Origin of the sequence: Tannerella serpentiformis, assembly GCF_003033925.1 — a bacterium.
Taxonomy (GTDB): domain Bacteria; phylum Bacteroidota; class Bacteroidia; order Bacteroidales; family Tannerellaceae; genus Tannerella; species Tannerella serpentiformis.
In genome coordinates this window covers 677,738-702,541 of record NZ_CP028365.1, presented here as the reverse complement: position 1 = coordinate 702,541, position 24,804 = coordinate 677,738, and the positions used below count along the sequence as shown (strand labels likewise).

Genomic DNA, 24,804 nt, shown 5'->3' with positions numbered 1-24,804 from the left:
TGTTTAGAATCCGATGGTGAGTGAAGCGGTGAATGAGCGCGGCGCGGGGGCGTTGGTGATGTCGCGCGAGAGGCTGCCGATGCCACGCGTCTGGCGTGTGCCGCCGTTGGCCTCGATCTGCGGCTCGGCGCCGCTGTAGTTGGTGATGAGGATGAGGTTCTGCGCCGAGAGCATCAGGCGACACGTCTTGATCAGCTGATGCGTGGCCCGACGCACGGGCGAGCTGAAGTCGTAGCCCGCGGAGAGGCTGCTGAGGCGGATGAAGTCGGCCTTCTCGATGTAGTTATCGCGATTGCGCTCCGTGTGCGCCAGCTGTTCGGCCGTAGCGCGATAAGCGTCCGTGCCCGGCGTCTCCTTGGCGAGCGCGGCCTTGAGGTCTTCGCGCTTCTTAAGGTTATCGCCCAAGCCGGCCACGTTGTAGAAGCTCTGGTTGTAGACCGATGCGCCGGCGGCGTAGTTCACGCGGGCGTTGAAGGTGAGGTTATGGAACAGCTTCAGCTCAAAGCCCACCGCGCCGTTGAGCGTCGGGAAGGGTTTGCCGAGATATTCATACTCCTTGCTCTCCTGCGCACCCTTGTAGACGCCTTTGGCATCGTAGCGCGCGCCCTCTACCTTTTTATAATAGAAGGCGTAGGCCGGCTGACCCTCTTTGATCACGTTGGGCAAGTTCTCGATCGTGCGGCCGCCGGTGTTCGTCACCTCGTTCGTTTGTCCGTTCACACTGACGAAGAGGTCGAGGGCGTTGCCTGCGCTGCGATTCTCCCAGACGGTGCCGTTCCAGTTCAGCTCAAAGCCGTAGCCGCGCACACTACCGATGTTCTCCGGGCGCGAACCGAGCCAGCCGAGGGAGCTGCGCAGGGGCACGTAGATGATGGCGTCTGAGGTGAATTGGCCATAGAGCGAGAGGCCGATGCGATGGCGCTTCAGGTTGACGTCCGTACCCAGCTCGATCTCGCGCATGCGTTCGGGGCGGATGTTGGGATTGCCCTGCGTGGAGGGCGCCACGAGCGGACCGTAGGCCGAGCTACCGGTCAGGGCGTAGGCCGTGTGGGCGTCGGTGGGGTAAGGCAGGCGACCCGACTCGCCATAGGCGGCGCGCCACTTGAAGGCCTGTTGGTTGTACGATACGCTGAGCGAGGGATAATAGATGCTGGCCACGTTGGCGCCGATCAGGTTCGAGGCGTCGCGGCGGAGGCCGGCGTTGATGAAGAGCGTGTTGCGATAGTTGAAGAACGCCTCGCCGTAGAGTCCCCATGTGCGCTGCTCAAAGTCCGACTCACTGACTTGCTTCTCGGACGCGGCCGAGAGCTGCGTGACGTTGCCGCTGAAGACGCTTGTGGAGACGGTGTTGACCGTCTCGTAGCGGCGGACGATCTGCGAGAGGAGCGTCAGGGTAGTCTGCCATCCGCCACCGAGGTCGAAGCGACGGTTGGCCTTGATGTCCCAGTTGAGCGTTGAGTTGCGACGGTTGCTGACGTTGCGCGCACCCTTGTCGTTCGTGTTGAGCAGGTAGCCGTAGGGCAGCAAGTATTCACCGCGGATGAAGTTCACGTCCATACCGAGGAGCGTCTCGACCTTCACAGCGCCGGGCAAGAGGTAGCTGAGGCGGGCTTGACCGATGACGCGGTCGTTGTCGTACGTCCACGACTGTGCGCGCCAGGTGCGTTCACTGACGTAGCCCCACGGCTTCTGCGTGCGCATAAGGTTCCAGATCGCATCGTTCTTTCCCTGCGCCGTCTGCGGCAGGCTGAGCGAGCCGTTGATGTAACGCAAGCTGACGTTCATGCCGAACTTATCTTGGGTCACGTCGTAGGCGGCCATGAGGGCGTGGCGCACGTCGCGGTTGCCGGGGATGATACCGGCGGTGTGGTTCTCGTCGAGCGAGAAATAGAGCTGGTTGCCGGGCGCGAACCGCTTGGATAGGTTGGCGTAGACGCGGGTGATGTTGCCGTTGACGAAGAAGTTATTGATGTCGTCGTTGTTGACGAACTGCGTGTATCGGCGGGCTAACGTGTTGACGCCTTGGGTGAACTTGACAGTCCCCGTCAGGTTGCCGCCGTCGGCTGCGGCCGAGCTGCGACGCTTGGTGGTGATGACGATGACACCGTTGGCCGCCTCGGCGCCGTAGGAGGCTGCGGCGGCTGGACCCTTGATAACGTCGATGGAGGCGATGTCCTCCAGCGGCAGGTCGTTGAGGGAGCTCATGGCGTCCTGCGAGGTGTTGATGTCCGACGTATGGGAGTTATTGTAGCGCACACCGTCGACGTAGATGATCGGGTCGCGGTCCATGCTGAGCGTAGCGCCGCTGCGCATGTTGAAGCGGATGGGCATACCCACCTTACCGTTAGATTGGAACATCTGCACACCGCTGATGCGTCCGTCGATAATGTCGGCCAGGTTCGAGCCTGTGCCCTGATCCATGAGCCGCTCCACGTCCACCTTGTCGATCTTCGATCCGACGGCCTTGGCGTTGCGTGCGCTGGCGATACTGGCGGTGACGACCACCTCGCGAAGCTCTGCGCCCGTCTTCAGGCGGATCTCGTGATGGTCGATGAGGTAAAAGGCGGGGAGGGTCTGCGGCTCATAGCCGACATAGGAGACGGTGACCGAGTCGCCCCGTGTGATGGACAAGTTGTAGGTACCCTTTTCGTCGGTGACGGCATACGTCCCGTTTCGGGTGACGAGGTTCACGCCGGGCAGTGTCTCACCCGTTTCGTTGTCTACCACGCGTCCCTCCACGCGTCGCTGTGCCAGGGCCGTGGTGGCGGTGCAGAGCAGAAAGAGGAGGGTGAGCAGATAAAACTGCGTAGTTCTTTTTGTCATACTGTTCTTCTATTACAATTGATTTTTAGCGGGCGCAAAAGTACGCCCGCCCCTGCCCGTGGCCCCTCCCTAATTATAGCTGTTTATGCGGCTCTGCAGAGAATGCAAACTCCCCTTTTCTCCCTATCAATGGGGAGGAAACGGGCGAGGGACGTAAAAAGCCCTGCCGGCTGAAAGGGTGAGGTCTTCACCTTCCCACCGGCAGGGCTGATTCATAGGACGCCGCAGGCCGCGTGACTCAGAGTATAGCGGCAGCTAACGACGACTTCTTTTTCTTCGGCACGCTATGCTGATCCACCTTCTCGGGTGTGTGGTAACGGATCACCTCCGCCTCAGAAGAGAGCTTGAAAAGCTCCTCCTCGTCGCAGAATAGCGGTGCGTTGTCGTCGTATAGATCATTCATCCGATTCTCGAATTCCATCGTCTCACGGGCAAAAGATTCGCTCTCGTCAATCTTTTCTGAGGGTGAGTAGGAGACGAGGTATACGCCTCTCCTTTCGCTGTATTCAAATCGGATCGTCAGCCAGGTGTAGCGACTGACCAAGTCCTGCGCCCATCGCCGCAGGATCTGTTCCAACTCAAGATCTCTCATAGGTCTCTAAATATATTACCAGTTTCGCAATCAAATCTTCTGCCTGTTGTTTGCACGCCAGACATTCCTCTAAAGTGAACAGCCGTGTACTGTAATCGGCTTCCACCCTTTCTCCTTTCAATTCACGCACCGCCTATCCAAACTTTCGCGCCTTCTTATAGGTGCCCATCTGTAGAGCGATCCGCAGTACGATCTGCTCAATCACGTATTTGTGTGACCCCTTACTCCTCGCTTTCTCATCCTGCTCTTTGTAGGACAGCGGGGACGTTCCGGTGTTTGCCAATACGTACTTCATGTACTGAAACACGGCATAATAGGCGTGGTGTATGCTAGCCGTGTAATAGCGCTCGTCCTGTTTATCAATAAGGGCTGCAGCTGCTTCCAAATTGTAGATGGCTTTCGTCTTCATGTACATTATCTTTTATCGCTTGCCGAAGACAAACATAGTTCCTTCGATTGCGTCACGACTGCCCCTCCTCTCTGGCTTCCTTTTGGCGACGGCGGGCGCGGCGTTGCGACAGGCTCTGCTTGTAGGCTGTGCGGGTATGGTCGACCATCTTATTGATCAGATGTACCAGCTCGGTGATAGCGGCCTGTCCATCGGGCGAGGCGTTCATGTACGACAGCTCTAAATACTTGACGATGCGGCGATAGACGGCGTCCGTCGTGGGGCGGAGGTCGGTAGACGAGGGCAGGTCTGGCTTCGACCGCGCCTTAATTCGTTGCAGCTGTAAGTCTTCCAGTGCCTGGTTCGCCTCATCGAGCAGTTGCACGCCGCGGTCGAGTCGGAGGCGCGTAATAAGTGGGGCGTAGCGGTCATCTTTGAGATCGATCAGCAGGGACGTTATGCCGGCTGACTTCCGCCCGAGGGACACTCCCTGAAGTGGCTTATCGGAGCGCCACAGGAGGTAGAGCATTTCGGCGGCCTTCACCTCGTCCGGATCCGGCGAGAGGCGCATGGCCCGCACCACGGCCGCGATGTACGACAGCCAATGGTTGCATTCCTTCTCCTTCTTTGCGATATGTGGTGTCTCAAACCGCGCGCGGGTCTCCTTAATCATCTCCTGCTCGTCTTGGACACATTTCTCGTACTCCTCGACGAGTTCCTTCGGCAACCCGATCTTTTTCAAGTCCGCCTCGCGCAGCCAATCGCGAACGGAGGCGTGAAAATGCAGGTGCAGGGCGTTGTCAAGCCGCTCCTGACTGAGTTTTTGGATTTGCACTTCTTCTTCCATCTCTTTTTCTCCTCGTTTGTCTATGTGCAGGCCGTGCAGGAGGCCAAACGTGCCTCGTTTACCCCCTTGCACCTCGTGCAAAGGTAACATTTAGCGGTTTGTTGAAATCCCATCTATCCATCGATGCTTATCCACGCAGCGGATTGAAATCCCATCTATCCATCGATTCCGTTTATCAATGTCTATCGAAATCCCTTCTATTCATCGGTAAATAGATACCTCGTCTTTATCCATTCAACGATTCAATCGGCTCCCATACACATCGTATCTGCCAATCACTTCTATCAAATGGATCAAATATACGAAGTTAATTACAGTCACTTCTATAAAGTGGATCAAATATGCGCCGTATATTTTTACCGATCCTATCATGCGGCTTATATATACAGCATCAATAAGACACACCTCTATAATTCGACTCAAATATACGCTGTTTATTTGACCCGATTCTATCAGGGGATTCTCATCTACTGAGTTAATAGGAGTGGATTGAGCCATGTGATTCTTATATACCTTATCAATTCAATCCGACTGAATCATGTGGTTTTCTTCTACGCTGTTTTTTGGATTCCATTTTATCGGGGGAATGTGGCAAACGCCTCTTTGAGGGGCCTGCACGGGGTGATGGCCCCCACACGAGGCACTTTTCCGAGCTTGCCGCACTGCCGACCACCCAAACGTGCCCCAAATGGCTCCGCCAACGGCTGCCGACCTCCCAAAAGCGGCACGAACAGCGGCTTGTACGCCTTTCGATCCCTACTTTTGCCCCCATGATGACAAAAGATTTGACCGAACACTGCGCGCTCTTCCGAGGGCTGACGCCGGAGCGCGCCACGGAACTCCTCGAGACCTATGGCTACGCCCTCCGTTCCTACCCGCCGCGCTCCTTCGCAGCCATGCAGGGCGACACGTGTCGGACGCTGCTCATCGTCTGCCACGGGCAGGTCAACGCCTGGATGGCCGGCGCGGGCGGCAAGCAAATCATCGTGGAGCAATTCGCGGACTGGGACGTGCTGGCGCCGGCCTTCCTCATGGCCACGCACAACGTCTTCCCGGTCAGCATCGAGACGACCACGGAGAGCGAGCTGCTCGTGATCCATCGCGACACCCTGCTCAAGATGCTGCACGCCGATATGCGCATGATGGAGAACTACCTGCGCGAGATCTCGGACAAGTGCTTTGCCCTCACGCAACGCATCGGCAGCTTCGCCCTCAAGTCGCTCCGCGAGCAACTCCTGACCTACCTGCACACGCACGACACCTATGCCCGCCAGCAAGACATCGCCGACCGCTTCGGTGTGGCGCGGCCGTCGCTCAACCGGGTCCTACAGGAGCTCTCGCAGGAGGGCATCGTGAAGATGGTGCACGGTAAGATCAAGCTCCTGCGCCGCTTCGATCCGTAAGGCGAAAGGCCGTACGACGCCCCCGCAGCCTCGCTCTGGCTGGGGTATGAAAAAGCCTCCGAAGACCCGCTTTGCAGCAGGAGTTCGGAGGCTTTTCGCGTCGGGGCACGCACGATCGAGCGTCGGCCCGCGGAGCCGTCAAAAGTCACGGAAGGCGGCGTTGAGGTTGCCCATCTCGGTCTTCACCTGATTCATTCCGATCAAGCCGCCCGACATGCCGGACGACTCGGTGCGCACCTCGCAGATCACCTCGTCCGACGGGGAGACGGACGTCTTGACCGACACCTTGAAGTATTTCACCAGGGCGCCCAGCAGCAGTCGAGCCACCCGGTTGCCCTTTTCGTAGACTGCGGCGCCTTGAGCCGTATCTGATACCCGTTTGTAGCCCCACGCGCTGAGCAGTTGTGCCGCGCGGTCGTCCAGTTCACTCTTCGTCATGCCGCCGTAAACGTGGCGGAACATATCGCCCGTAGCGATGTCGTTTCTAATAAATGCCATTCTGTTCTGATGTTTTGTTATGTCCTTCAAACAACCTGCGTGGCGCATGGTTCATCCAATCATTGATACGCTTTCCACTCTTCCGGTATACGCAAATCATAGTCGGCGACAGATAAATGGATGACATCAGGCAAAAGACTCTGCCTGAATCGGCTCTCATAGCGTTGCAACTGCGTCGGTTTTCCGATCCCCATAGATGCCAGATTACTGGAATACTGATTGGGCGGGAAATAGATAAACACCTTTTGCCGCGCTTGTATGGCGAGCTCTATCGCTGGGATCATATCGCTGTCAGCAGAGACGACAATAGCCGCATCGCCATTCTTTTGATACGCATCGGCCACGATCTGCGTTGCAATCCTTACGTCCGTCTCCTTCTCCTCGTAGGTATGGATGACATTCCCACACTTGAAGCAGGTGATCTCCTTCTTCAAGTACTTCCCTAAGACCAGATGGAACTTCGGGTTCTCTTTGTTTGTCTGAAAAAAGGCATTCTGCCGCCTACTCCGCTCTATGTCGTCCGGCCTCGCGGAGAAATACTTTACCGCGACTAATTCTTGATTGGGACGCATAAAAGCCTCGAACAACTTGACGACATCGAGCCAATAGTATTTCTTCCAACGCCGATCTCCCCTCAAGCCGTAGTAAAAGTTGAACCCGTCGATATACACGATGACTCTTTGTTTTCCTTCTGTATCCATGACACCAATAAAAAAATAAGCCACCCCGATGTGGGGTGGCGAGCCTTAGTCTTTTCCACCTAAGGGTGATAATTCTGTCACAAAGATAAGCCCATCCTATTTACGCAGCCTCACGAAGTTCAATCGGAGCGCGTTCATCACCACGCAGAAGCTGGAGAGGCTCATGGCCGCGGCGCCGAACATGGGCGTCATGCCGACGCCGAACACGGGGATCCATAGGCCTGCCGCTAACGGTATGCCGACGACGTTATAGATGAAGGCCCAGAAGAGGTTCTCGCGGATGTTGCGCAGCGTGGCGCGACTGAGTCGCACGGCGTCGGGGACGTCCGACGGCCGACTCTTCATCAGCACCACATCGGCTGCATCCACGGCCACGTCTGTGCCGGCGCCGATGGCTATGCCGATGTCGGCCGTGGCCAGCGCGGGCGCGTCGTTGATGCCGTCGCCGACCATCGCCACGGCGCCGAACCGTTCACGGAGCGACTCCACCGCCGCCTTCTTTCCGTCGGGCAACACACCCGCGATCACCTCATCCACGCCTACAAGTCGCCCGACGGCCTCAGCCGTGCGCTGATTGTCGCCCGTCAGCATCACCGTCCGAAGGCCCATCGCATGCAGTCGGCCGACGGCCTCGCGCGCATCATCCTTCACCGTGTCGGCCACGGCGATCAGCCCCAGCCACTGATCCTCTGCGGCAAAGAGCAGCGGCGTCTTGCCCTCGCTCGCGACGCGTTCGGCGGCAGAGGTGATGGCGTCCGTCGTGCCGATCCGCTCCGAGAGGAAGGCCAGGCTGCCACCCGTAATCCGTCGCCCATCCACCATCGCCGTCAGTCCCTTACCGGGGATCACCTCGAAGGCCTCCGACGCGTCGGGCTGCATACCGCGCGCTTCGGCGTAGGCCGCTACAGCCCGCGCCAGCGGATGCTCACTCTTCACCTCTAACGCATAGGCCGCACGGAGCAGCTCCTCCTCTTCCACGCCAGCGGCCGGCAGGAGGTCGGTCACGACGGGCGAGCCGTTCGTGATCGTGCCCGTCTTGTCGAGCGCCACGACCTGCACTTGGCCCGCTCGCTCGAGCGCCTCGGCCGTCTTGAAGAGGATGCCGTGACGCGCACCGAGTCCGCTGCCCACCATGATCGCCACGGGGGTAGCTAACCCGAGGGCACACGGGCAACTGACCACCAAGACGGCCATGCCGCGTGAGACGGCTGTCCCCACATCCGCCCCGACAGCCAGCCACACGCCCACCGTGATGAGCGCGATCACGATGACGGCCGGCACGAAGATGCCCGACACGCGGTCGGCCATCTTGGCGATCGGCGCCTTGCCCGACGAGGCGTCGCTGACCATGCGTATGATCTGCGCCAGCGTCGTGTCGCGCCCGACGCGCTCAGCCCGACAACGCAGATAGCCCGAACGATTGACCGTAGCAGCCGAGACCCGATCGCCCGGCGACTTGTCTACGGGCAGGCTCTCGCCCGTCAGCGCCGACTCGTCCACGGCCGCCGTGCCCTCCGTGATGATGCCGTCCACGGGAATATGCTCGCCGGGGCGGACGGCAAACGTGTCGCCGACGCGCACCTGCTCGATGGGCACCGCCACCTCGCGGCCATCGCGCACCAGCGTGGCCGTCTTCGGAGCCAGCCGCATGAGGCTCTTCAGCGCGTCCGTCGTCCGCCCCTTGGCGCGCGCCTCGAGCAGCTTGCCGAGCGTGATGAGCGTAAGGATCATGGCGCACGTCTCGAAGTAGAGTGCATGCAGCCCCGCATAGGCGTCGGCCGTGCGCCCGTCCATCAGCGCGGCGGACATGGCAAAGAGGCCGACAAGACTATAGACGAAGGCTGTGCCTGACCCTAAGGCTACGAGCGCATCCATGCCCGGCGCACCGTGCAGCGTGCCCTTGTAACCAGAAATAAAGAAGCGCCCGTTGATGATCATCACAGCCATGGCGAGCAGCATCTGCACGATACCGACGGCCATCGGGTTGCCCGCCAGCGCCGCAGGGAGCGGTAGGCCGAGCATCGAGTGACCCATCGCCGTGTACATCAAAAGAAGGAGCAGCACCAGAGAGGCGATGAGGCGACGACGGAGGGCGGGCGTCTCACGGTCGGCCAGGGGATTGTCGGGCGACTTGTCCGCAGGCGCATGTGGCTCTTCGGTCACCTGCTCCGCGGCGTCATAGCCCGCCTTGCGCACGGCGGCCACGATGGCGTCGGCCGTAGCTGTGCCCTCGACCACCATCGAGTTTGTCAACAGATTAACGGCCACAGACGACACGCCCTCGACGCGCGACACGGCGCGCTCCACATGGGCGCTACAGGCCGAACAGGACATGCCATCGACGGAGAATTGTTTCGTTGGATTCATATCTATACGTAGTTAGGGGGAGTAATAAGTAGTAAGCAGGAATAAGAGGTAGTAAAAAGCACCCCGACAGGCCGTCGGACTCAAAAACAGACCGCCGCTGACACCCCGACGGGCTGTCGGACCCCAAAACAGACCGCCGCTGGCACCCCGACGGGGTGTTGGACCCCAAAACAGGCCGCCGCTGGCACCCCGACGGGCCGTCGGACCCAAAAACAGACCGCCGCTGGCACCCCGACGGGCCGTCGGACCCAAAAACAGACCGCCGCTGGCACCCCGACGGGCCGTCGGACCCCAAAACAGACCGCCGCTGGCACCTCAACGGGCTGCGCGGTCAAAAACAGACCGCCGCTGGCACCCCGACGGGCTGCGCGGTCAAAAACAGACCGCCGCTGGCACCCCGACGGGCTGCGCGGTCAAAAACAGACCGCCGCTGGCACCCCGACGGGCTGCGCGGTCAAAAACACGGTCTGTTTTTCACAGTTCTTGGGTGCGCGGTCAAAACGGCGCCCCGTTTTTCACCTTTCTTTACTGCGCGGTAAAAAAGGCGGCGCCGCTGGCACCGCGACGGGCTGCGCGGTCAAAAAGGCGGGGACATACACAACTAAAAAGACGGGGAGCACTGGGCAAAGATCGTGCCCCGGCTCCCCGTCCTGTCGTTTGGTGGTTCACTCCCACTCGATCGTCGCGGGCGGCTTGGAACTGATGTCGTAGACGACGCGATTGACGCCCTTCACCTTGTTGATGATCTCGTTCGAGACCTTGGCCAGGAAGTCGTAGGGCAGCTGCGCCCAGTCGGCCGTCATGGCGTCGGTGGAGGTGACGGCGCGCAGGGCGATGGTGTTCTCATACGTCCGCTCGTCGCCCATCACACCGACGGAGCGGATCGGCAGCAGGATGGTGCCGGCCTGCCAAACCTCGTCGTAGAGCCCCCACTCGCGGAGGAGGGAGATGTAGATGTCGTCGGCGTCTTGGAGGATGCGCACCTTCTCGGGCGTCACCTCGCCGAGGATGCGTATGCCGAGGCCCGGGCCGGGGAAGGGGTGACGCTTCAACAGGTGGGGCATCATGCCCAGTTCAGCGCCCACGCGGCGCACCTCATCCTTGAAGAGCAAACGCAGCGGCTCGACGAGCTTCAGCTGCATCTTCTCCGGCAGGCCGCCCACGTTGTGATGACTCTTGATCACCGTACCCGTGACGGAGAGTGACTCGATGACGTCCGGATAGATCGTGCCCTGACCGAGCCAGCGTATGTCGTGCAGCTTGTGCGCCTCCTCGTCGAAGACGTCGATGAAGCCCCGGCCGATAATCTTACGCTTCTGCTCGGGGTCGGTGACACCGGCCAGCTCGCGGTAGAACTTCGCCTTGGCGTCGACGCCGATCACGTTCAGTCCGAGATGCTCGTAATCGCGGAGCACGTTCTCAAACTCGTTTTTGCGAAGCAGGCCGTGGTCGACGAAGATGCACGTCAGGCGGCTGCCGATGGCGCGGTGGAGCAGAACGGCCGTGACGGACGAGTCGACGCCACCGGAGAGCGCCAGAATGACACGGTCGTCGCCGAGTTGGGCCTTCAGTTCGGCCACGGTGGATTCGATGAAGGAGGCCGGCGTCCAGTCGCGGGCGCAACCGCACAGGGTGAGGAAGTTGTCGAGCAGACGCGTGCCGCCCTCGGTGTGGAAGACTTCGGGGTGGAACTGTACGCCCCAGGTCTGCTCGCCATCGACGCGGAAGGCAGCCGCCTCCACATCGTCCGTGCGGGCAATGACGCGGAAGGTGTCCGGCAGCCGTGTGATCGTGTCGCCGTGCGACATCCACACCTGCGATCCAGCCCGGATGCCGTCGAGCAGAGGATCGTTGGCGTCGACCTCGGCGAGGAGTGCGCGGCCGTATTCGCGCGTAGCGGCCGACTCGACGTGTCCTCCGGCCGTAGCGGCCAGCAGTTGTGCGCCGTAGCAGATGCCGAGCACAGGGTATCGCCCGCGTAGGGCCGCCGTATCGATCCGGAAGGCGTCGGGGTTATTCACCGAATAGGGGCTGCCGGAGAGGATGACGCCGCGGACCGTGGGGTCGTCGGCCGGGAAGCTGTGGTAGGGCAGGATCTCGCAGTAGGTGTTGAGCTCGCGGATGCGGCGGCCGATGAGCTGCGTAGTCTGCGAGCCAAAGTCGAGGATGATGATCTTTTCGTGCATATCTAAATGAGTAGTTATAAGTAGCCAGAGGAAGCGTGAGGGGCAGCAATAAGTAGCCCGAGGGTGCCCCCTTTCGCTTTACGGGCGACAAAGATAGTCCGGGCGGCCCTTGTGGTTGCCGGTTTATCTTTGCCGCCCATAACATATTACTCACTATAACACACCCCAAAGACATGAATCCGGAGGATAAAGAGATTAGGAAACGCACGCTACTCATTATGGTCATCATCGTCGTCGTCATCGCGCTGATCGGCGTCAGCTATGTCGTCTTTCATCAACGCAAACAGATGGACGACATGACCGAGCTTTTCGCCATCGAAAAGGAACAACTCACGGACGAATACGCCGAACTGTCTCTGCAATACGAAGGGTATAAGTTCAGCGTCGGCAACGATTCGCTCGTGGCCCTGCTGACTACGGAGCAGATGAAGGTGCAACGCCTCATGGAGGAGCTTCGCACGGTCAAGGCCACTAACACGCGCCGGATCACCGAGCTGAAGCGTGAGCTGGAGACGCTCCGTAAGATCATGCGCGGCTATGTCGTCCAAATCGACTCCCTCAACGCCGAAAACGGTCGCCTGCGCAACGAGAACGAACGCGTCACAGAGCAATACCGCCAGGCCTCCTCGGCCGCGGCGCAGCTTACGCGCGAGAAGGAGCACCTCACGGAGCGCGTCACGCTGGCCAGCCGACTCGAGGCCTCCGCCATCGCCGTCCGCCCCATCACCTCGCGCGGGAAGGACGCCAAGAAGATCGATAAGATCGCCCAGCTCGCCGTCTCCTTCCACGTGGCCAAAAACATCACCGCGCCCACGGGCGAAAAGACCATATATGTGCGCATCATGCGCCCCGACGATGACATCCTGACCAAACCCGGATCGGGCACCTTCGCCTTTGAGAACCGCAACATTGGTTACTCCATGAAGCGCACCGTGGAATATGCCGGTGAGGACTTGCCCGTCGTGATGTATTGGGACGTGGAGGAATACCTCTCGCCCGGCACCTACCGCGTCGACATCTTTGCCGACGGCCACCTGATCGGCCGCCGCTCCTTCACGCTCCAGAACTAACCGGGGCGTCTACGGACGCCGGCGAAGTCTGGGCCGGATACGGGTGCGTGCGGTGAGACCGGTCCTTCCCGCGGCGGGAAGGGAATGCGCCTCCCCCCCCCTAAAAAAAACTCCCAAGCTGTAACCCGACGCAACTACTGGCGTCCATACATCACCGGCGGGCACATTGCCCGCCCCTCATCTTTCTCTAACTACTACATTCACCCACCAATGATTATCCGACTACAAGGAATCAACAAGACCTACTACAACGGCGCCCCGCTGCATGTACTCAAGGGAATTGATCTCGGCATCGAACGTGGCGAGATGGTCTCCATCATGGGCGCCTCCGGGTCGGGCAAGAGCACCCTGCTCAACATCCTCGGCATCCTCGACACTTACGACTCGGGCGAGTATTACCTCGACGACCTACTTATCCGTGACCTCAGCGAAAGCCGCGCCGCCGAGCTACGCAATCGCATGATCGGCTTCATCTTCCAGTCCTTCAACCTCATTTCCTTCAAAAACGCGATGGAGAACGTGGCCCTGCCGCTCTACTATCAGGGCGTGCCGCGCAAGCAGCGCAACGCCTTGGCGCTGGACTACCTCGAGCGTGTCGGCCTCCGCGATTGGGCCGAACACCTGCCCAGCGAGATGTCCGGCGGACAAAAGCAACGCGTGGCCATCGCTCGCGCACTCATTGCCCGCCCGCAGGTGATCCTGGCCGACGAGCCCACGGGCGCGCTAGACAGCAAGACGACCATCGAGGTGATGGAGCTCCTGCGCGCCGTCAACCGCGAAGGCATGACGATGGTCATCGTCACCCACGAACCCTCCGTGGCCGAAGCTACCGACCGCGTAGTACATGTCAAGGACGGACTGATTGTGGCTAATGATTGAGCTTGGCCAACTCCCTACTACCGCGGCTTTAGTCGCATAACTACCCGGCCGTAGGCCGTAACTACCGGGCGACTACAAGGGTCGCCCCTACTACCTATAAGATTTATGTTCGACTTCGATGACATTCGTGAGATCCTCAGCACGATGCGCAAGAACCGCTTGCGCACCTTCCTCACCGGCTTCTCCGTAGCCTGGGGTATCTTCATCCTCATCATCCTGCTGGCCGCCGGCAACGGTCTGCGCAACGGCGTGATGTACAACTTCAGCAACTTCTCCGCCAACCGTGTCGAGGTGTGGCCCAACTACACCACCAAGCCCTGGCAAGGCATCCGCGAGAACCGCCGCCTAACCTTACGCAACGCCGACGTGGAGCACCTGGGCACCGACTTCCCCGAGGTGGAGTACTACTCCGGCCGCATCGACCATAGCGACACGTTGGCCTACAATAAGGAATACGTCAACGGCAACCTGAGCGGCGTCGCACCCGACTTTGCCTCCATCGACTTTATCATCCCCACCCGCGGACGCTTCATCAACGAGATCGACATGCAGCAACGCCGCAAAGCGATCGTCCTCAGCCCACGCATGGCCGAGGTGCTTTTCCACGAGGAGGATCCCATTGGGCGCTACGTGCGCATTGGCCGCATGATGTTCCAAGTCGTCGGCGTCTATCGCGACAAGGAGATGAACAACAACAAGCCCGCCTACATCCCCTTCACCACCGCCCAGCAACTCTTCCGCAGCGGTATGGAGGTGGACGATCTGATCTTCACCGTGCGTGGCATCAAGTCTGAAGAAGAGAACACCGCCTTCGAGCAACGCTTCCGCACCGCCATGGCCCTCCGCCACCACTTCGACCCCTCGGACACGGGCGCCCTCGGCATGTGGAACACGGGCGACGACTTCCGCATGTTCGACCTTATCCTCAGCGGCCTGATGATGTTTATCTGGATCGTGGGCATCAGCACACTCATGGCCGGCATCGTGGGCGTGAGCAACATCATGCTCGTCACCGTTCGCGAACGGACGCGTGAGTTCGGCATCCGCAAAGCCATCGGCGCCGGCCCCGCCTCCATCCTGCGGCTCATCATCATCGAGTCCATCCTTGTCACCACGCTCTTCGGTTACGTGGGCATGGTGGCCGGTATCGGCGTGACTGAGCTGATTGATTACGGAATGACGATGGCCGGCATGAACGCTGACACGGGCGGTGGCACGGGCAACCTCTCCATCTTCCGCCACCCCACCGTCAGCCTCGGCATCGCCACCTCCGCCACCGTACTGCTCATCATAGCCGGCGTCGCAGCCGGATATTTCCCCGCCCGCAAAGCCGTAAGTATCCCCGCCGTTGAGGCCATGAGGAGTGAATAACGAAAAACTAAAAATGAAAAGTGACCGGGTACGGCGAATGCTTCCGGAGTGTTTAGTTGTTAGATTTTAGCTTTTAGTTCAATAGCAATATGTTTTTCGACGCAGATAGATGGACCGAGATATGGGTAACCATCACCCGCAACAAGACGCGCAGCCTACTGACCTGCTTCGGTGTCTTTTGGGGCATACTCATGTTAGTCATCCTCCTCGGGCTTGGCACAGGGCTCAAGAATGGCATCCTCAAAAACACCGACGGCTTCGCCACGAACTCCGTCTTTTTCATTGCCGATCGCACCAGCGAACCTTACCGTGGCTTCAACAAAGGACGCGAATGGAACATCCGCAACCGCGATTTGGAGAGTATCCGCCGCGAGGTGTCCGGACTGGAGGCCATCTCACCCGTCCTGTGGGGGGCGCGGGCGGATAAGAACGTGGTCTATGGCCAACTCTCCGGCACATATAACGTGAAGGGGGTCGACCCGGCCTACTTCCGCATCGAGGCGCAACACGTGCTCTTCGGCCGCCTGCTCAACGAGATCGACGCCCGCGAGAAACGCAAAGTATGCCTCATCGGCTCGCGCATCAACGAGACCCTCTTCCGCAACGAGAACCCCTGCGGCCGGTACATCCGCGTCAACGGCATCTACTATCAGGTCGTCGGCGTGGTACGTGAACGGGCACGGGTGAACATCGGAGGACGGTCGCAGGAGAGCGTCTTCCTTCCCTTCACCACCATGCAGCAGACACTGAACCAAGGCGACGTGATCCACTTCCTGGCCGCCTCCGCCTATAAAGACGTATCCATACAGCGCATCATCGACGATATCACCGGCATCCTCCGCCGGCAGAACAGCATCGCCCCGACCGACAAGCAGGCCGTGATGGTGATCAACATCGCCGAACAGTTCGCCACGTTCGCCATGCTCTTCACCGGCATCGACGCGCTGATCTGGCTCGTGGGCATGGGCACACTGCTGGCCGGTGTGATCGGCATCAGTAACATTATGATGGTGACGGTCAAGGAGCGCACGCGCGAGATCGGTGTGCGTCGCGCCATCGGTGCCCGCCCGCGCGACATCATCTCGCAGATCATGAGTGAGAGCCTTGTGCTGACAGCCATGGCCGGCATGATAGGCCTCAGCATAGGCGTCTTCATCATCGACATCGTCGACCGCCTCCTCAGCGCCCAACCCGGTGACGATGCGGCGCTCGTCAACCCCGGTGTACACATGGGCACCGCCGTAGCCGCCACCTTTGTGTTGCTCGTGTGCGGCCTCTTGGCCGGGCTTATCCCCGCCTGGCGAGCCATGCAGATTAAAGCGATAGATGCAATCCGCGATGAATAGGGGGGAGAGACTTTGTATAGCAGCGCATCTGCTGCGTGTCCTGCGACAAGCTCAGGCTCGGTCAGATACTTATGTATGCTCCCTTTGCCTTCGGTCTTGGACGCCTTGCATCTGCACTACTCTCCAAAGTCTCCCCACGCCCCAAACCGTTCATTTCCCAAACTGTGAGTTGTTAGTTTTTAGATTTTAGTTTTCAGCTTATGAATAATCGACTTGTAAAGAAGATCAAGAGAATCGTCCTGCTTTCCTTAGTAGGGCTGGCCGTGGTAGGCACCTTCGTATTTCTGTGGAAGAAGGCGCAGCCCGAAGTGACCGAGTATGAAATCGTGACGCCCGAGCGTGGGACGGTCGAGACCAAGACCGTGGCCACGGGCAATGTGGAGCCGCGCTACGAGATCCTGATTAAGCCGCAGATCTCGGGCATCATCTCCGAGGTGCTCAAGGAAGCCGGCCAACGTGTCACCGAAGGCGAGATCATCGCCAAAGTGAAAGTCATTCCTGAGATGGGGCAGCTCAACAGCGCCGAGTCGCGCGTCAATGTGGCCCGTATCAGCTTAGACCAGGTGGAGAGCACTCATCGCCGCGACGAACAACTCTTCAAGCAGGGCATTCTCACGGCCGAAGAGTTCGACGTGTCGAAAGCCAACTATCGCAAGGCCAAAGAGGAGCTGGCCAACGCCCAAAGCTCGCTCGAGATCGTCCGCGATGGCATCTCGCGCAACACACGCAGCTCGAGTACCACGCAAATCCGCAGCACCATCACCGGCATGATCCTCAACGTGCCTATCAAGGTGGGTAACTCCGTGATCCAAAGCAACAGCTTCAACGACGGCACCACCATCGCCTCCGTGGCCAACATGAACGACATGATCTTCCGCGGCAATGTGGACGAGACGGAGATCGGCAAGATCCGCGAGGGCATGCCTATCAAGCTGACCGTCGGCGCGCTGGGCACACGCACCTTCGACGCCGTCCTCGAATACGTCTCCCCCAAGGGCGAGGAGAAGAACGGCGCCATACAGTTTGAGATCAAGGCGGCCGTCTCGCTGCCCGACACCTCGTTCGTGCGCGCCGGCTACAGCGCCAACGCGGAGATTGTATTGGAGCGCGCCGAGAATGTCCTGACCATCCCCGAAAGCACGGTGGAGTTTCACGGCGACACGGCCTTCGTGCAAGTGGTTAAGCAAGAGAAGCCCAAGCAAATCTTCGAGAAAAGGCAGATCAAGACGGGCCTCAGCGATGGCATCAAGATCGAAGTGAAGGAAGGACTGACGGAGAAAGACAAGATCCGCGGTGCGGCTATCAGCAAGGATGCAAACAATAACAACGAAGCCAAGCCATGAAGACGCTGCCCCTCATCCCCGCCTTGCTCCTCGCCGCCACCCTCACCGCTTCGGCGCAGGACACGACCGCCACGTGCTGGAGCCTCCAACGCTGCATCGAGCACGCCAAAGCGAATAACCTGGAGGTACGCATGCGACAGGTGGAAGTCGACCGGCAGGAGCTGACGCTCCACACGGCGCGCAGCAAACGTCTGCCGAGCCTCTCGGCCGGAGCCTCACAACAATGGTCGTTCGGCCGATCGGCCTCAGCGGCTGACAACACGTATCAGGTGCAGACCACCTCCTCCACCGCCTGGTCGCTCTCATCCGACGTGCCTCTCTTCACCGGCTTCGAGATTCCCAACGAGATCGCCGCCGCGCGCCTCGACCTCATGGCCCTTGCCGCCGATCTCCAGAAGACGCGCGAGAATATGGAGATCACCGTCACGTCGGCCTACCTGCAAGTGCTCTTCGACAAGGAGCTGCTCGGTGTGGCCGAAAATAAGCTCGCCCTGAGCCGCACGCAGCTCGATCGCACGCGTAAGATGCACGACGCCGGGCGCGCCTCCGAGGCACAGATCTACGAGACCGAGGCACAGGTGGCGGCCGACGAGCTCTCCGCCGTGCAGACAGCTAACGACCTGCGCATGGCCACGCTCACACTCACCCAGCTGCTCGAGCTGCCCAGCCCGGAAGGCTTCGACGTGGAGCCGCCCACGGAGGCAGACACGACCTTCCTGTTGGCGCGCCGCCCCGACGACATCTATCGCACCGCCCTCACCACGCGCGCCGCCGTCCGCGCCGAGGAGCTTCGCCTCCAGAGCAGCGAGAAGCAAGTGCGCGTGGCCCAGAGCGCCCTCTACCCCAGCCTCTCCTTCGGCGCCAGCTACAACAATGCCTTTTATCACATCTACAACAAGCCCAACACGCCCTTCGCCAACCAGATTCGCGACAACCGCGGCCTCGGCCTCGGCTTCAACCTCCGCATCCCCATCTTCAACCGTTTCGCCACACGCAACAGCATCCGCAGCGCTCGCCTCGGCCTGCGCAACCAAGAGCTGCAGCTGGAGAACACCAAGAAGGCACTCTACAAAGACATCCAGCAGGCCTACTACAGCGCCCTTTCAGCCGCCGAGCGATACCGGTCGGCCACCGCCGCGTGGCAGTCGGCCGAGAAAGCCTTCACCTTCACCGGCGACCGCTTCGAGAATGGCCGCGCCACGACCTACGAATACAACGAGGCCAAGACGAACCTCATCAAAGCCCTCTCCGACCGCACCCAAGCCAAGTACGAGTTCCTGCTCCGCAAGAAAATTCTCGAGTTCTACGAGCAGCAGTAAGCGGGGTGGCTTGGTTTTCTGTGCTTACACTCCGTGCGGGTAGCATACTCGGGTGAGTTATCCTATGTCGCCTGCAAACTTGGCCGGCGCCCCTGGCGCCTTTCGAGGCTTGCACGCTGTGCAAGTAGCATACTCGGGTGAGTTATCCTATGTCGCCTGCAAACTTGGCCGGCGCCCCTGGCGCCTTTCGAGGCTTGCACGCTGTGCAAGTAGCATACTCGGGTGAGTTATCCTATGTCGCCCGCAAACTTGGCCGGCGCCCCTGGCGCCTTTCAGGGCTTGCACGGCGTGCGAATAGCAAAACCCGGCGGGTTTCGGGCCTTGCACGCCGTGCGAATAGCAAAACTCGGCGGGTTTCAGGGCTTGCACGCCGTGCGAATAGCAAAACCCGGCGGGTTTCAGGGCTTGCACGCCGTGCGAATAGCAAAACCCGGCGGGTTTCGGGGCTTGCATGCCGTGCGAGTAGCAAAATGAGGGTCATTTTGGGCCTTGCACGCCGTGCGAGTAGCAAAATGAGGGTCATTTCAGACCTTGCACGCCGTGCGAGTAGCAAAATGAGGGTCATTTCAGACCTTGCATGCCGTGCGAGTAGCAAAATGAGGGTCATTTCGGGCCTTGCATGCCGTGCGAGTAGCAAAATGAGGGTCATTTCGGGCCTTGCACGCCGTGCGAGTAGCAAAATGAGGGTCATTTCAGACCTTGCACACCGTGCGAATAGCAAAATGAGGGTCATTTTGAGCCTTGCATGCCGTGCGAGTAGCAAAACCCGGATTTGTTATCCTGTATCCGGAAAACTTGGCCGGCGCCCCTGGCGCCTTTCGGGCTTGCACGCCGTGCGAGTAGCAATACGAGGGTGGGTTATTCCCTCATGTGTGGTCTTCCTCCTCTCCGTCATCCTTGACCTTTAGCCATTGACAATTACACAAGCCTTCTACTTTTGTCCGCTCGCTGAACAAGCGGGAGAAATAGAACCACACCTATTTACATTAATGCATACACAGATCATGATCGGTATACCCAACGTAGACGTCGGGATCTTGACGGAGAGAGACGTTTCATTTCATTTCAACGGCGCCTACCGCTGCCTGGAGACGGGCCGCACGCACACAGGCCAACAACACGCTACGCTGCAAGACGGGCGCATCGCCTTCGAGAGTCACACGTTCGACACGCTGCACTTCGAGCCCACCGACCCCTCGGACTCGTTCGACCTGCGGGGCGTCACCATCGGCGTACACTTCCACTGGGAGCGCCGCGAAGACCAACGCTTCCGCGGAGCGTTGATCCTCACGCCCTCGAGCGACGGCGTCCTGGTGGTGAACCGTATTGACGTCGAGTCGTATCTCGAGAGCGTCATCTCGTCTGAGATGAGCGCCACCTCGTCGCCCGAGTTACTCCGCGCGCACGCCGTCATCTCGCGCAGCTGGCTGCTGGCCCAGATCGAGAAGCGACAGGCGTCGGTCGACGCCAAGGCGGAGAGCTGCAGCCAAGACGACGAGGGTCTCGTCCGATGGTACGACCGCGAGGATCACACGCGCTTCGACGTCTGCGCCGACGACCATTGCCAGCGTTATCAGGGCATCACACGCGCCACGACACCGGCCGTGGAGGAGGCCGTCCGGGCCACCTGTGGCGAGGTGCTCACGGACGAGGGCCGGCTTTGCGACACACGCTTCTCGAAGTCGTGCGGCGGCGTCACGGAGTGCTTCGAGTACTGCTGGGAGCCTATTCATCACCGTTATCTCGTCGCCCTGCGCGACAGTCGCACGCCAGACACCCCGGTGCCCGACCTGACGAACGAGGCCGAAGCCGATCGCTGGATCCGCTCCGCACCCGAGGCTTTCTGTCACACCACGGACGAGGGCATCCTCAGCCAAGTGCTCAACAACTACGACCTCGAGACGCCCGACTTCTATCGCTGGACGGTGGAGTACACGCAAGACGAGCTTGCCGACCTGATCCGCCGCAAGAGCGGCATCGACTTCGGCGCTATCCTCAACCTGCAAGCCGTCGAGCGCGGCCGATCGGGGCGCATCGTGCGGCTCCGGATCGTCGGCAGTCGGCGCACATATATCATCGGTAAGGAGCTGGAGATCCGCCGCACGCTCTCCGAGACGCATCTCTATAGCTCGGCCTTCGTGGTCGACGCGCTCGATCTGCATCACGGCGTCCCGCGACGCTTCCGCCTCACCGGCGCAGGCTGGGGACACGGCGTGGGTCTCTGCCAGATCGGCGCCGCCGTGATGGGAGCCGAGGGGCATTCCTATCGCGCCATCCTGTCGCATTACTATCCCGGCAGCCGGTCGGAAATACGGTACGTCCGATGAGCAGCTCTACCATCCTCTTCATCATCGCGGCCTACTTCGGCCTGCTGCTGCTCATCGCTTGGATCACTGGGCGAGGCGGCGCATCGGCTGCAGACAACGACGCCTTCTTCCTCGGCAACCGTCGCTCGCCGTGGTACATCGTGGCCATCGGTATGATTGGCTCCTCACTCTCAGGCGTGACGTTCGTATCCGTCCCCGGCTGGGTGCGGCAGATCGACATGACGTACATGCAGACCGTCTTCGGCTTCTTCTTCGGTTACGTCATCATCGCGCACGTGCTCCTGCCGCTCTACTACCGCCTTCAGCTCACGTCCATCTACACCTACCTCGAGACACGCATCGGTCGGCGGGCTTACAAGACGGGCGCCTCCTTCTTCCTCCTCTCCAAGATCATCGGTGCGGCCGCGCGGCTCTATCTCGTGGTGCTCATCCTCCAGACGTACGTCTTCTCGACGTGGCAGATCCCCTTCGGCGTGACCGTTATCCTGAGTATCCTGCTCGTATGGCTCTACACCTACAAGAGCGGCGTCAAGACAATCATCTGGACAGACACGCTTCAGGCCCTCTGCCTTGTGGGCACGCTCGTCGTGATCATCTGGCAGGTGAAGGATCGCATGGGGCTGGACTTCGACGGCCTCTGCCGCACGGTGGCCGAAAGCCCGCACTTCCGCCTCTTCGAGTGGAGCGATTGGTCGAGCAAGCAGCACTTCGTGAAGCAGTTCTTGAGCGGCATCTTTATCACGATCGTCATGACCGGACTGGATCAAGACATGATGCAGAAGAACCTCTCCTGCCGTAGCCTGCGCGACGCACAGAAGAACATGTACTCCTACGGCTTGGCCTTTACGCCGATCAACTTCCTCTTCCTCTCGCTGGGCATCCTGCTCATCACGCTGGCCGGACAGCTCGGCATCGCCCTGCCCGACGCGGGCGACGACATCCTGCCGATGTTCTGCACCTCGGGCGTATTGGGGCAGACGATCGTCGTCTTCTTCACCATCGGGATCATCGCGGCCGCCTTCAGCAGTGCCGACTCGGCACTGACGGCGCTCACGACGTCCTTCTGTGTCGACATCCTCGGCATCGAACGCGACCAAGCGGCGCGTGCTCGCCGCATACGCATGCGGGTGCACATCCTTATCTCGGCGCTCTTTGCGGCGATCATCATGGTGTTCAAAGCCGTGAACGATCGCAGTGTGATCGACGCCATCTATGTGATCGCCTCCTATACCTACGGCCCGTTGCTGGGCCTCTTTGCCTTCGGCCTCTTCACGCGCCTACGGCCCGCTGACAGCGCTGTGCCCTACATCTGCCTCGCCTCGCCCCTCATCTGCTACGCCCTCGAACGCCTCACGCTGCATTACACCGGCTATCGCTTCGGCTACGAGATGCTGATGATCAACGGCGCCCTGACGTTCGTCGGGCTGTGGATCGCGTCCGTGAGGATGCTGAAAAACGTCCGTGAGGATGCACATACCCGTGTCGGAGCGTAACGCTGACGTCCTGCTAAACACATACACAAGATCAGTTTCCACCCGGGGCCAAACTTTGGGTGTACTTTTACGCCCGCCGCAGCCAAAAGCGTAGCAGTCATTAATTATCAACCCATACACCACTCAAAAACCCAAACAAAAATGGACACCGTAAAACAAGAGAAAAGCAATGTCTTAGTCATCGCCGTCATGTTCCTGCTCTTTTTCATGATTGCGTTCGTCACCAACTTCGCCGGATCGATGGGCGTCATCGTCAAGACGCAGTTCGGCGCCAGCAACGCCCTCTCACAGCTGGGCACACTGGCCAACTTCATCGCCTACGCCTGCTTTGGCATCCCCGTGGGCCTCATCCTCAAACGCCGCGGATACAAGTTCACCTCCCTACTGGCCACCATTGTGGGCTTTGTGGGCGTGGGCATCCAGTTCGCATCGGGCTATGTGGATCCCTCCATCGCGTTCGGCATCTATGTACTCGGCGCCTTCGTGGCCGGCATATCGATGTGTCTGCTCAACACGACCGTCAACCCCATGCTGAACACCCTGGGCGGCGGCGGAAACCGTGGCAATCAGCTCATCCAGTTCGGCGGCTCGTGCAACTCCATCGGCGGAACGATCGCCCCCATCCTTCTGGGCTACCTCATCGGCGGCTCGGTGCAGACGGCTAAGGTGAACGACGCGGCCCCGGCCATGATCATTGCGATGGCCATCTTCGCCCTGGCCTTCCTCATCATCCTGCTGGCACGCATCCCCGAGCCGCACATGGAGACGGCCGACGAGCGCGCCGCGCGCCTCTCTGGCAACACGAAGAAAGACCCGCACGGCCCGATGTCGTTCCGCCACTTTGTGCTGGGCGCCATAGCCATCTTCTTCTACGTCGGCATCGAGGTGGGCATCCCGAACACGGCCAACCTCTACATGTCGAACCTCGAGTGGGTCGGCCCCGTGGTGGCTGGGACACTCGTCGGCTTCTACTGGTTCCTGATGATGTGCGGACGCCTCGTGGGCGGCGCCGTGGGTGGCCGCGTCTCGAGCAAGACGATGCTGACGACCGTCAGCCTGCTTGCCACCGTCTTCCTGCTCTGCCTCATCTTCATCCCCGAGGATGTGCGCTTCTCGATCCCCGTCATCGGCGCTGAGGTGCCGCTGGGCATGGTCTTCATGTTCCTCTGCGGCCTCTGCACGTCCGTCATGTGGGGCGCCATCTACAATTTGGCCGCCGAGGGGCTGGGCAAATACACCCCCTTGGCGTCGGGCATCTTCATGGCCCTCGTCTGCGGTGGCGGCGTCATCTCGTTCATCCAAAACCTGGTGGCCGATAAGGTGGGCTTCATCAGCAGCTACTGGGTGATCATTGCCGGCCTCTGCTACCTGCTCTTCTACGCCCTCGTCGGCTCGAAGAATGTCAACCGCGACATACCGACGGAATAAGTAGGGTCCGCCAACAAATTCGGCCGGGTACCAGTGGGGCGCAAACCCTCCGGTATCCGGCCGTTTTCGTTGTACCATTCCTCGCCATGCTCTCAAAAAAAGGGTAAGCGTTTGCGGGAGCCCCGCAAGGGCTTCGAAAAACTTTTTGGCGTTTGCGGGAGCCCCGCAAGTGCTCCGGAGAACTTTTTGGCGTTTGCGGGAGCCCCGCAAGTGCCTCAAAAAACTTTTTGGTATTTGCGGGAACTCCGCAAGTGCCTCGGAAAACCTTTTGGCGTTTGCGGGAGTCCCGCAAGTGTCACGAAAAATTTTTTGGTGTTTGCGGGAACTCCGCAAGTGCCTCGAAAAACTTTTTGGCGTTTGCGGGAACTCCGCAAAGGCCATTTTTCCCATTTTGATGCTTGCGGAAGTCCCGCAAGAGCCATT

At 59.9% G+C, this 24,804-nt stretch carries 18 protein-coding genes; 10 read left to right on the top strand and 8 right to left on the bottom strand.

What is annotated here, in order from left to right; all coding sequences use genetic code 11:
- Positions 1-3: 3 nt before the first annotated feature.
- The 4 genes from C7123_RS02890 to C7123_RS02875 all read right to left on the bottom strand — a co-directional run bounded on the left by C7123_RS02890 (position 4) and on the right by C7123_RS02875 (position 4,650).
- Positions 4-2,823: a TonB-dependent receptor domain-containing protein gene (locus C7123_RS02890; protein WP_083206938.1), complete on the bottom strand. Its 2,820-nt coding sequence runs from the start codon at positions 2,821-2,823 to the stop codon at positions 4-6.
- A gap of 238 nt (positions 2,824-3,061) precedes the next feature.
- Complete coding sequence (locus tag C7123_RS02885; protein ID WP_069175708.1) at positions 3,062-3,415, bottom strand: hypothetical protein; 354 nt, start codon at positions 3,413-3,415, stop codon at positions 3,062-3,064.
- Between the two features lie 133 nt (positions 3,416-3,548).
- Positions 3,549-3,824, bottom strand: coding sequence for a HEPN domain-containing protein (locus C7123_RS02880; protein ID WP_237269266.1), 276 nt, complete (start codon positions 3,822-3,824; stop codon positions 3,549-3,551).
- A gap of 52 nt (positions 3,825-3,876) precedes the next feature.
- Positions 3,877-4,650, bottom strand: a complete 774-nt coding sequence (locus C7123_RS02875) for a DUF6261 family protein (protein WP_159049811.1) — start codon at positions 4,648-4,650, stop codon at positions 3,877-3,879.
- Positions 4,651-5,420: 770 nt separating this feature from the next.
- On the opposite strand from C7123_RS02875, the gene C7123_RS02870 reads away from it, so the two are divergent.
- On the top strand, positions 5,421-6,053 hold the full coding sequence (locus C7123_RS02870) for a Crp/Fnr family transcriptional regulator (protein ID WP_083206937.1): 633 nt from the start codon (positions 5,421-5,423) through the stop codon (positions 6,051-6,053).
- A 138-nt stretch (positions 6,054-6,191) separates the two neighbouring features.
- Here C7123_RS02870 and C7123_RS02865 read toward each other — a convergent pair whose 3' ends face one another.
- The 4 genes from C7123_RS02865 to guaA form a co-directional block, all read right to left on the bottom strand.
- Positions 6,192-6,551: a hypothetical protein gene (locus C7123_RS02865; protein ID WP_159049810.1), complete on the bottom strand. Its 360-nt coding sequence runs from the start codon at positions 6,549-6,551 to the stop codon at positions 6,192-6,194.
- Positions 6,552-6,610: 59 nt separating this feature from the next.
- Positions 6,611-7,252, bottom strand: coding sequence for an NYN domain-containing protein (locus C7123_RS02860; RefSeq protein WP_173896999.1), 642 nt, complete (start codon positions 7,250-7,252; stop codon positions 6,611-6,613).
- Between the two features lie 96 nt (positions 7,253-7,348).
- Entirely contained in the window at positions 7,349-9,619 is a 2,271-nt protein-coding gene (locus tag C7123_RS02855) for a heavy metal translocating P-type ATPase (RefSeq protein WP_069175704.1), read from the bottom strand.
- Positions 9,620-10,284: 665 nt separating this feature from the next.
- Complete coding sequence (gene guaA / locus C7123_RS02850) at positions 10,285-11,805, bottom strand: glutamine-hydrolyzing GMP synthase (RefSeq protein WP_069175703.1); 1,521 nt, start codon at positions 11,803-11,805, stop codon at positions 10,285-10,287.
- Between the two features lie 173 nt (positions 11,806-11,978).
- Here guaA and C7123_RS02845 point away from each other — a divergent pair, with 173 nt between their 5' ends.
- From C7123_RS02845 to C7123_RS02805, 9 genes are all read left to right on the top strand, one after another.
- Entirely contained in the window at positions 11,979-12,875 is an 897-nt protein-coding gene (locus C7123_RS02845; protein ID WP_037984237.1) for a cell division protein FtsL, read from the top strand.
- 210 nt (positions 12,876-13,085) lie between these two features.
- Positions 13,086-13,754: an ABC transporter ATP-binding protein gene (locus C7123_RS02840; protein WP_069175702.1), complete on the top strand. Its 669-nt coding sequence runs from the start codon at positions 13,086-13,088 to the stop codon at positions 13,752-13,754.
- Positions 13,755-13,859: 105 nt separating this feature from the next.
- Complete coding sequence (locus C7123_RS02835; RefSeq protein ID WP_069175701.1) at positions 13,860-15,125, top strand: ABC transporter permease; 1,266 nt, start codon at positions 13,860-13,862, stop codon at positions 15,123-15,125.
- Positions 15,126-15,214: 89 nt separating this feature from the next.
- On the top strand, positions 15,215-16,471 hold the full coding sequence (locus C7123_RS02830; protein WP_069175700.1) for an ABC transporter permease: 1,257 nt from the start codon (positions 15,215-15,217) through the stop codon (positions 16,469-16,471).
- A gap of 200 nt (positions 16,472-16,671) precedes the next feature.
- On the top strand, positions 16,672-17,814 hold the full coding sequence (locus C7123_RS02825; RefSeq protein ID WP_069175699.1) for an efflux RND transporter periplasmic adaptor subunit: 1,143 nt from the start codon (positions 16,672-16,674) through the stop codon (positions 17,812-17,814).
- Complete coding sequence (locus C7123_RS02820) at positions 17,811-19,133, top strand: TolC family protein (RefSeq protein WP_069175698.1); 1,323 nt, start codon at positions 17,811-17,813, stop codon at positions 19,131-19,133. The genes C7123_RS02825 and C7123_RS02820 overlap by 4 nt, the downstream gene beginning before the upstream one ends.
- Before the next feature lie 1,007 nt (positions 19,134-20,140).
- A complete protein-coding gene (locus tag C7123_RS02815) occupies positions 20,141-21,460 on the top strand; it encodes a SpoIID/LytB domain-containing protein (protein ID WP_107490690.1) in 1,320 nt (439 codons plus the stop codon).
- A complete protein-coding gene (locus C7123_RS02810) occupies positions 21,457-22,953 on the top strand; it encodes a sodium:solute symporter (RefSeq protein ID WP_069175696.1) in 1,497 nt (498 codons plus the stop codon). Before C7123_RS02815 ends, C7123_RS02810 begins: the two co-directional genes overlap by 4 nt.
- 141 nt (positions 22,954-23,094) lie before the next feature.
- Positions 23,095-24,381, top strand: coding sequence for an MFS transporter (locus tag C7123_RS02805; RefSeq protein WP_037986214.1), 1,287 nt, complete (start codon positions 23,095-23,097; stop codon positions 24,379-24,381).
- Positions 24,382-24,804: the final 423 nt, after the last annotated feature.

What these genes read in the sequence shown, in the direction of transcription:
- C7123_RS02890 (WP_083206938.1), bottom strand. Translation starts at nt 2,823, where the DNA reads ATGACAAAAAGAACTACGCAGTTTTATCTGCTCACCCTCCTCTTTCTG.
- C7123_RS02885 (WP_069175708.1), bottom strand. Translation starts at nt 3,415, where the DNA reads ATGAGAGATCTTGAGTTGGAACAGATCCTGCGGCGATGGGCGCAGGAC.
- C7123_RS02880 (WP_237269266.1), bottom strand. Translation starts at nt 3,824, where the DNA reads ATGAAGACGAAAGCCATCTACAATTTGGAAGCAGCTGCAGCCCTTATT.
- C7123_RS02875 (WP_159049811.1), bottom strand. Translation starts at nt 4,650, where the DNA reads ATGGAAGAAGAAGTGCAAATCCAAAAACTCAGTCAGGAGCGGCTTGAC.
- C7123_RS02870 (WP_083206937.1), top strand. Translation starts at nt 5,421, where the DNA reads ATGATGACAAAAGATTTGACCGAACACTGCGCGCTCTTCCGAGGGCTG.
- C7123_RS02865 (WP_159049810.1), bottom strand. Translation starts at nt 6,551, where the DNA reads ATGGCATTTATTAGAAACGACATCGCTACGGGCGATATGTTCCGCCAC.
- C7123_RS02860 (WP_173896999.1), bottom strand. Translation starts at nt 7,252, where the DNA reads ATGGATACAGAAGGAAAACAAAGAGTCATCGTGTATATCGACGGGTTC.
- C7123_RS02855 (WP_069175704.1), bottom strand. Translation starts at nt 9,619, where the DNA reads ATGAATCCAACGAAACAATTCTCCGTCGATGGCATGTCCTGTTCGGCC.
- guaA (WP_069175703.1), bottom strand. Translation starts at nt 11,805, where the DNA reads ATGCACGAAAAGATCATCATCCTCGACTTTGGCTCGCAGACTACGCAG.
- C7123_RS02845 (WP_037984237.1), top strand. Translation starts at nt 11,979, where the DNA reads ATGAATCCGGAGGATAAAGAGATTAGGAAACGCACGCTACTCATTATG.
- C7123_RS02840 (WP_069175702.1), top strand. Translation starts at nt 13,086, where the DNA reads ATGATTATCCGACTACAAGGAATCAACAAGACCTACTACAACGGCGCC.
- C7123_RS02835 (WP_069175701.1), top strand. Translation starts at nt 13,860, where the DNA reads ATGTTCGACTTCGATGACATTCGTGAGATCCTCAGCACGATGCGCAAG.
- C7123_RS02830 (WP_069175700.1), top strand. Translation starts at nt 15,215, where the DNA reads ATGTTTTTCGACGCAGATAGATGGACCGAGATATGGGTAACCATCACC.
- C7123_RS02825 (WP_069175699.1), top strand. Translation starts at nt 16,672, where the DNA reads ATGAATAATCGACTTGTAAAGAAGATCAAGAGAATCGTCCTGCTTTCC.
- C7123_RS02820 (WP_069175698.1), top strand. Translation starts at nt 17,811, where the DNA reads ATGAAGACGCTGCCCCTCATCCCCGCCTTGCTCCTCGCCGCCACCCTC.
- C7123_RS02810 (WP_069175696.1), top strand. Translation starts at nt 21,457, where the DNA reads ATGAGCAGCTCTACCATCCTCTTCATCATCGCGGCCTACTTCGGCCTG.
- C7123_RS02805 (WP_037986214.1), top strand. Translation starts at nt 23,095, where the DNA reads ATGGACACCGTAAAACAAGAGAAAAGCAATGTCTTAGTCATCGCCGTC.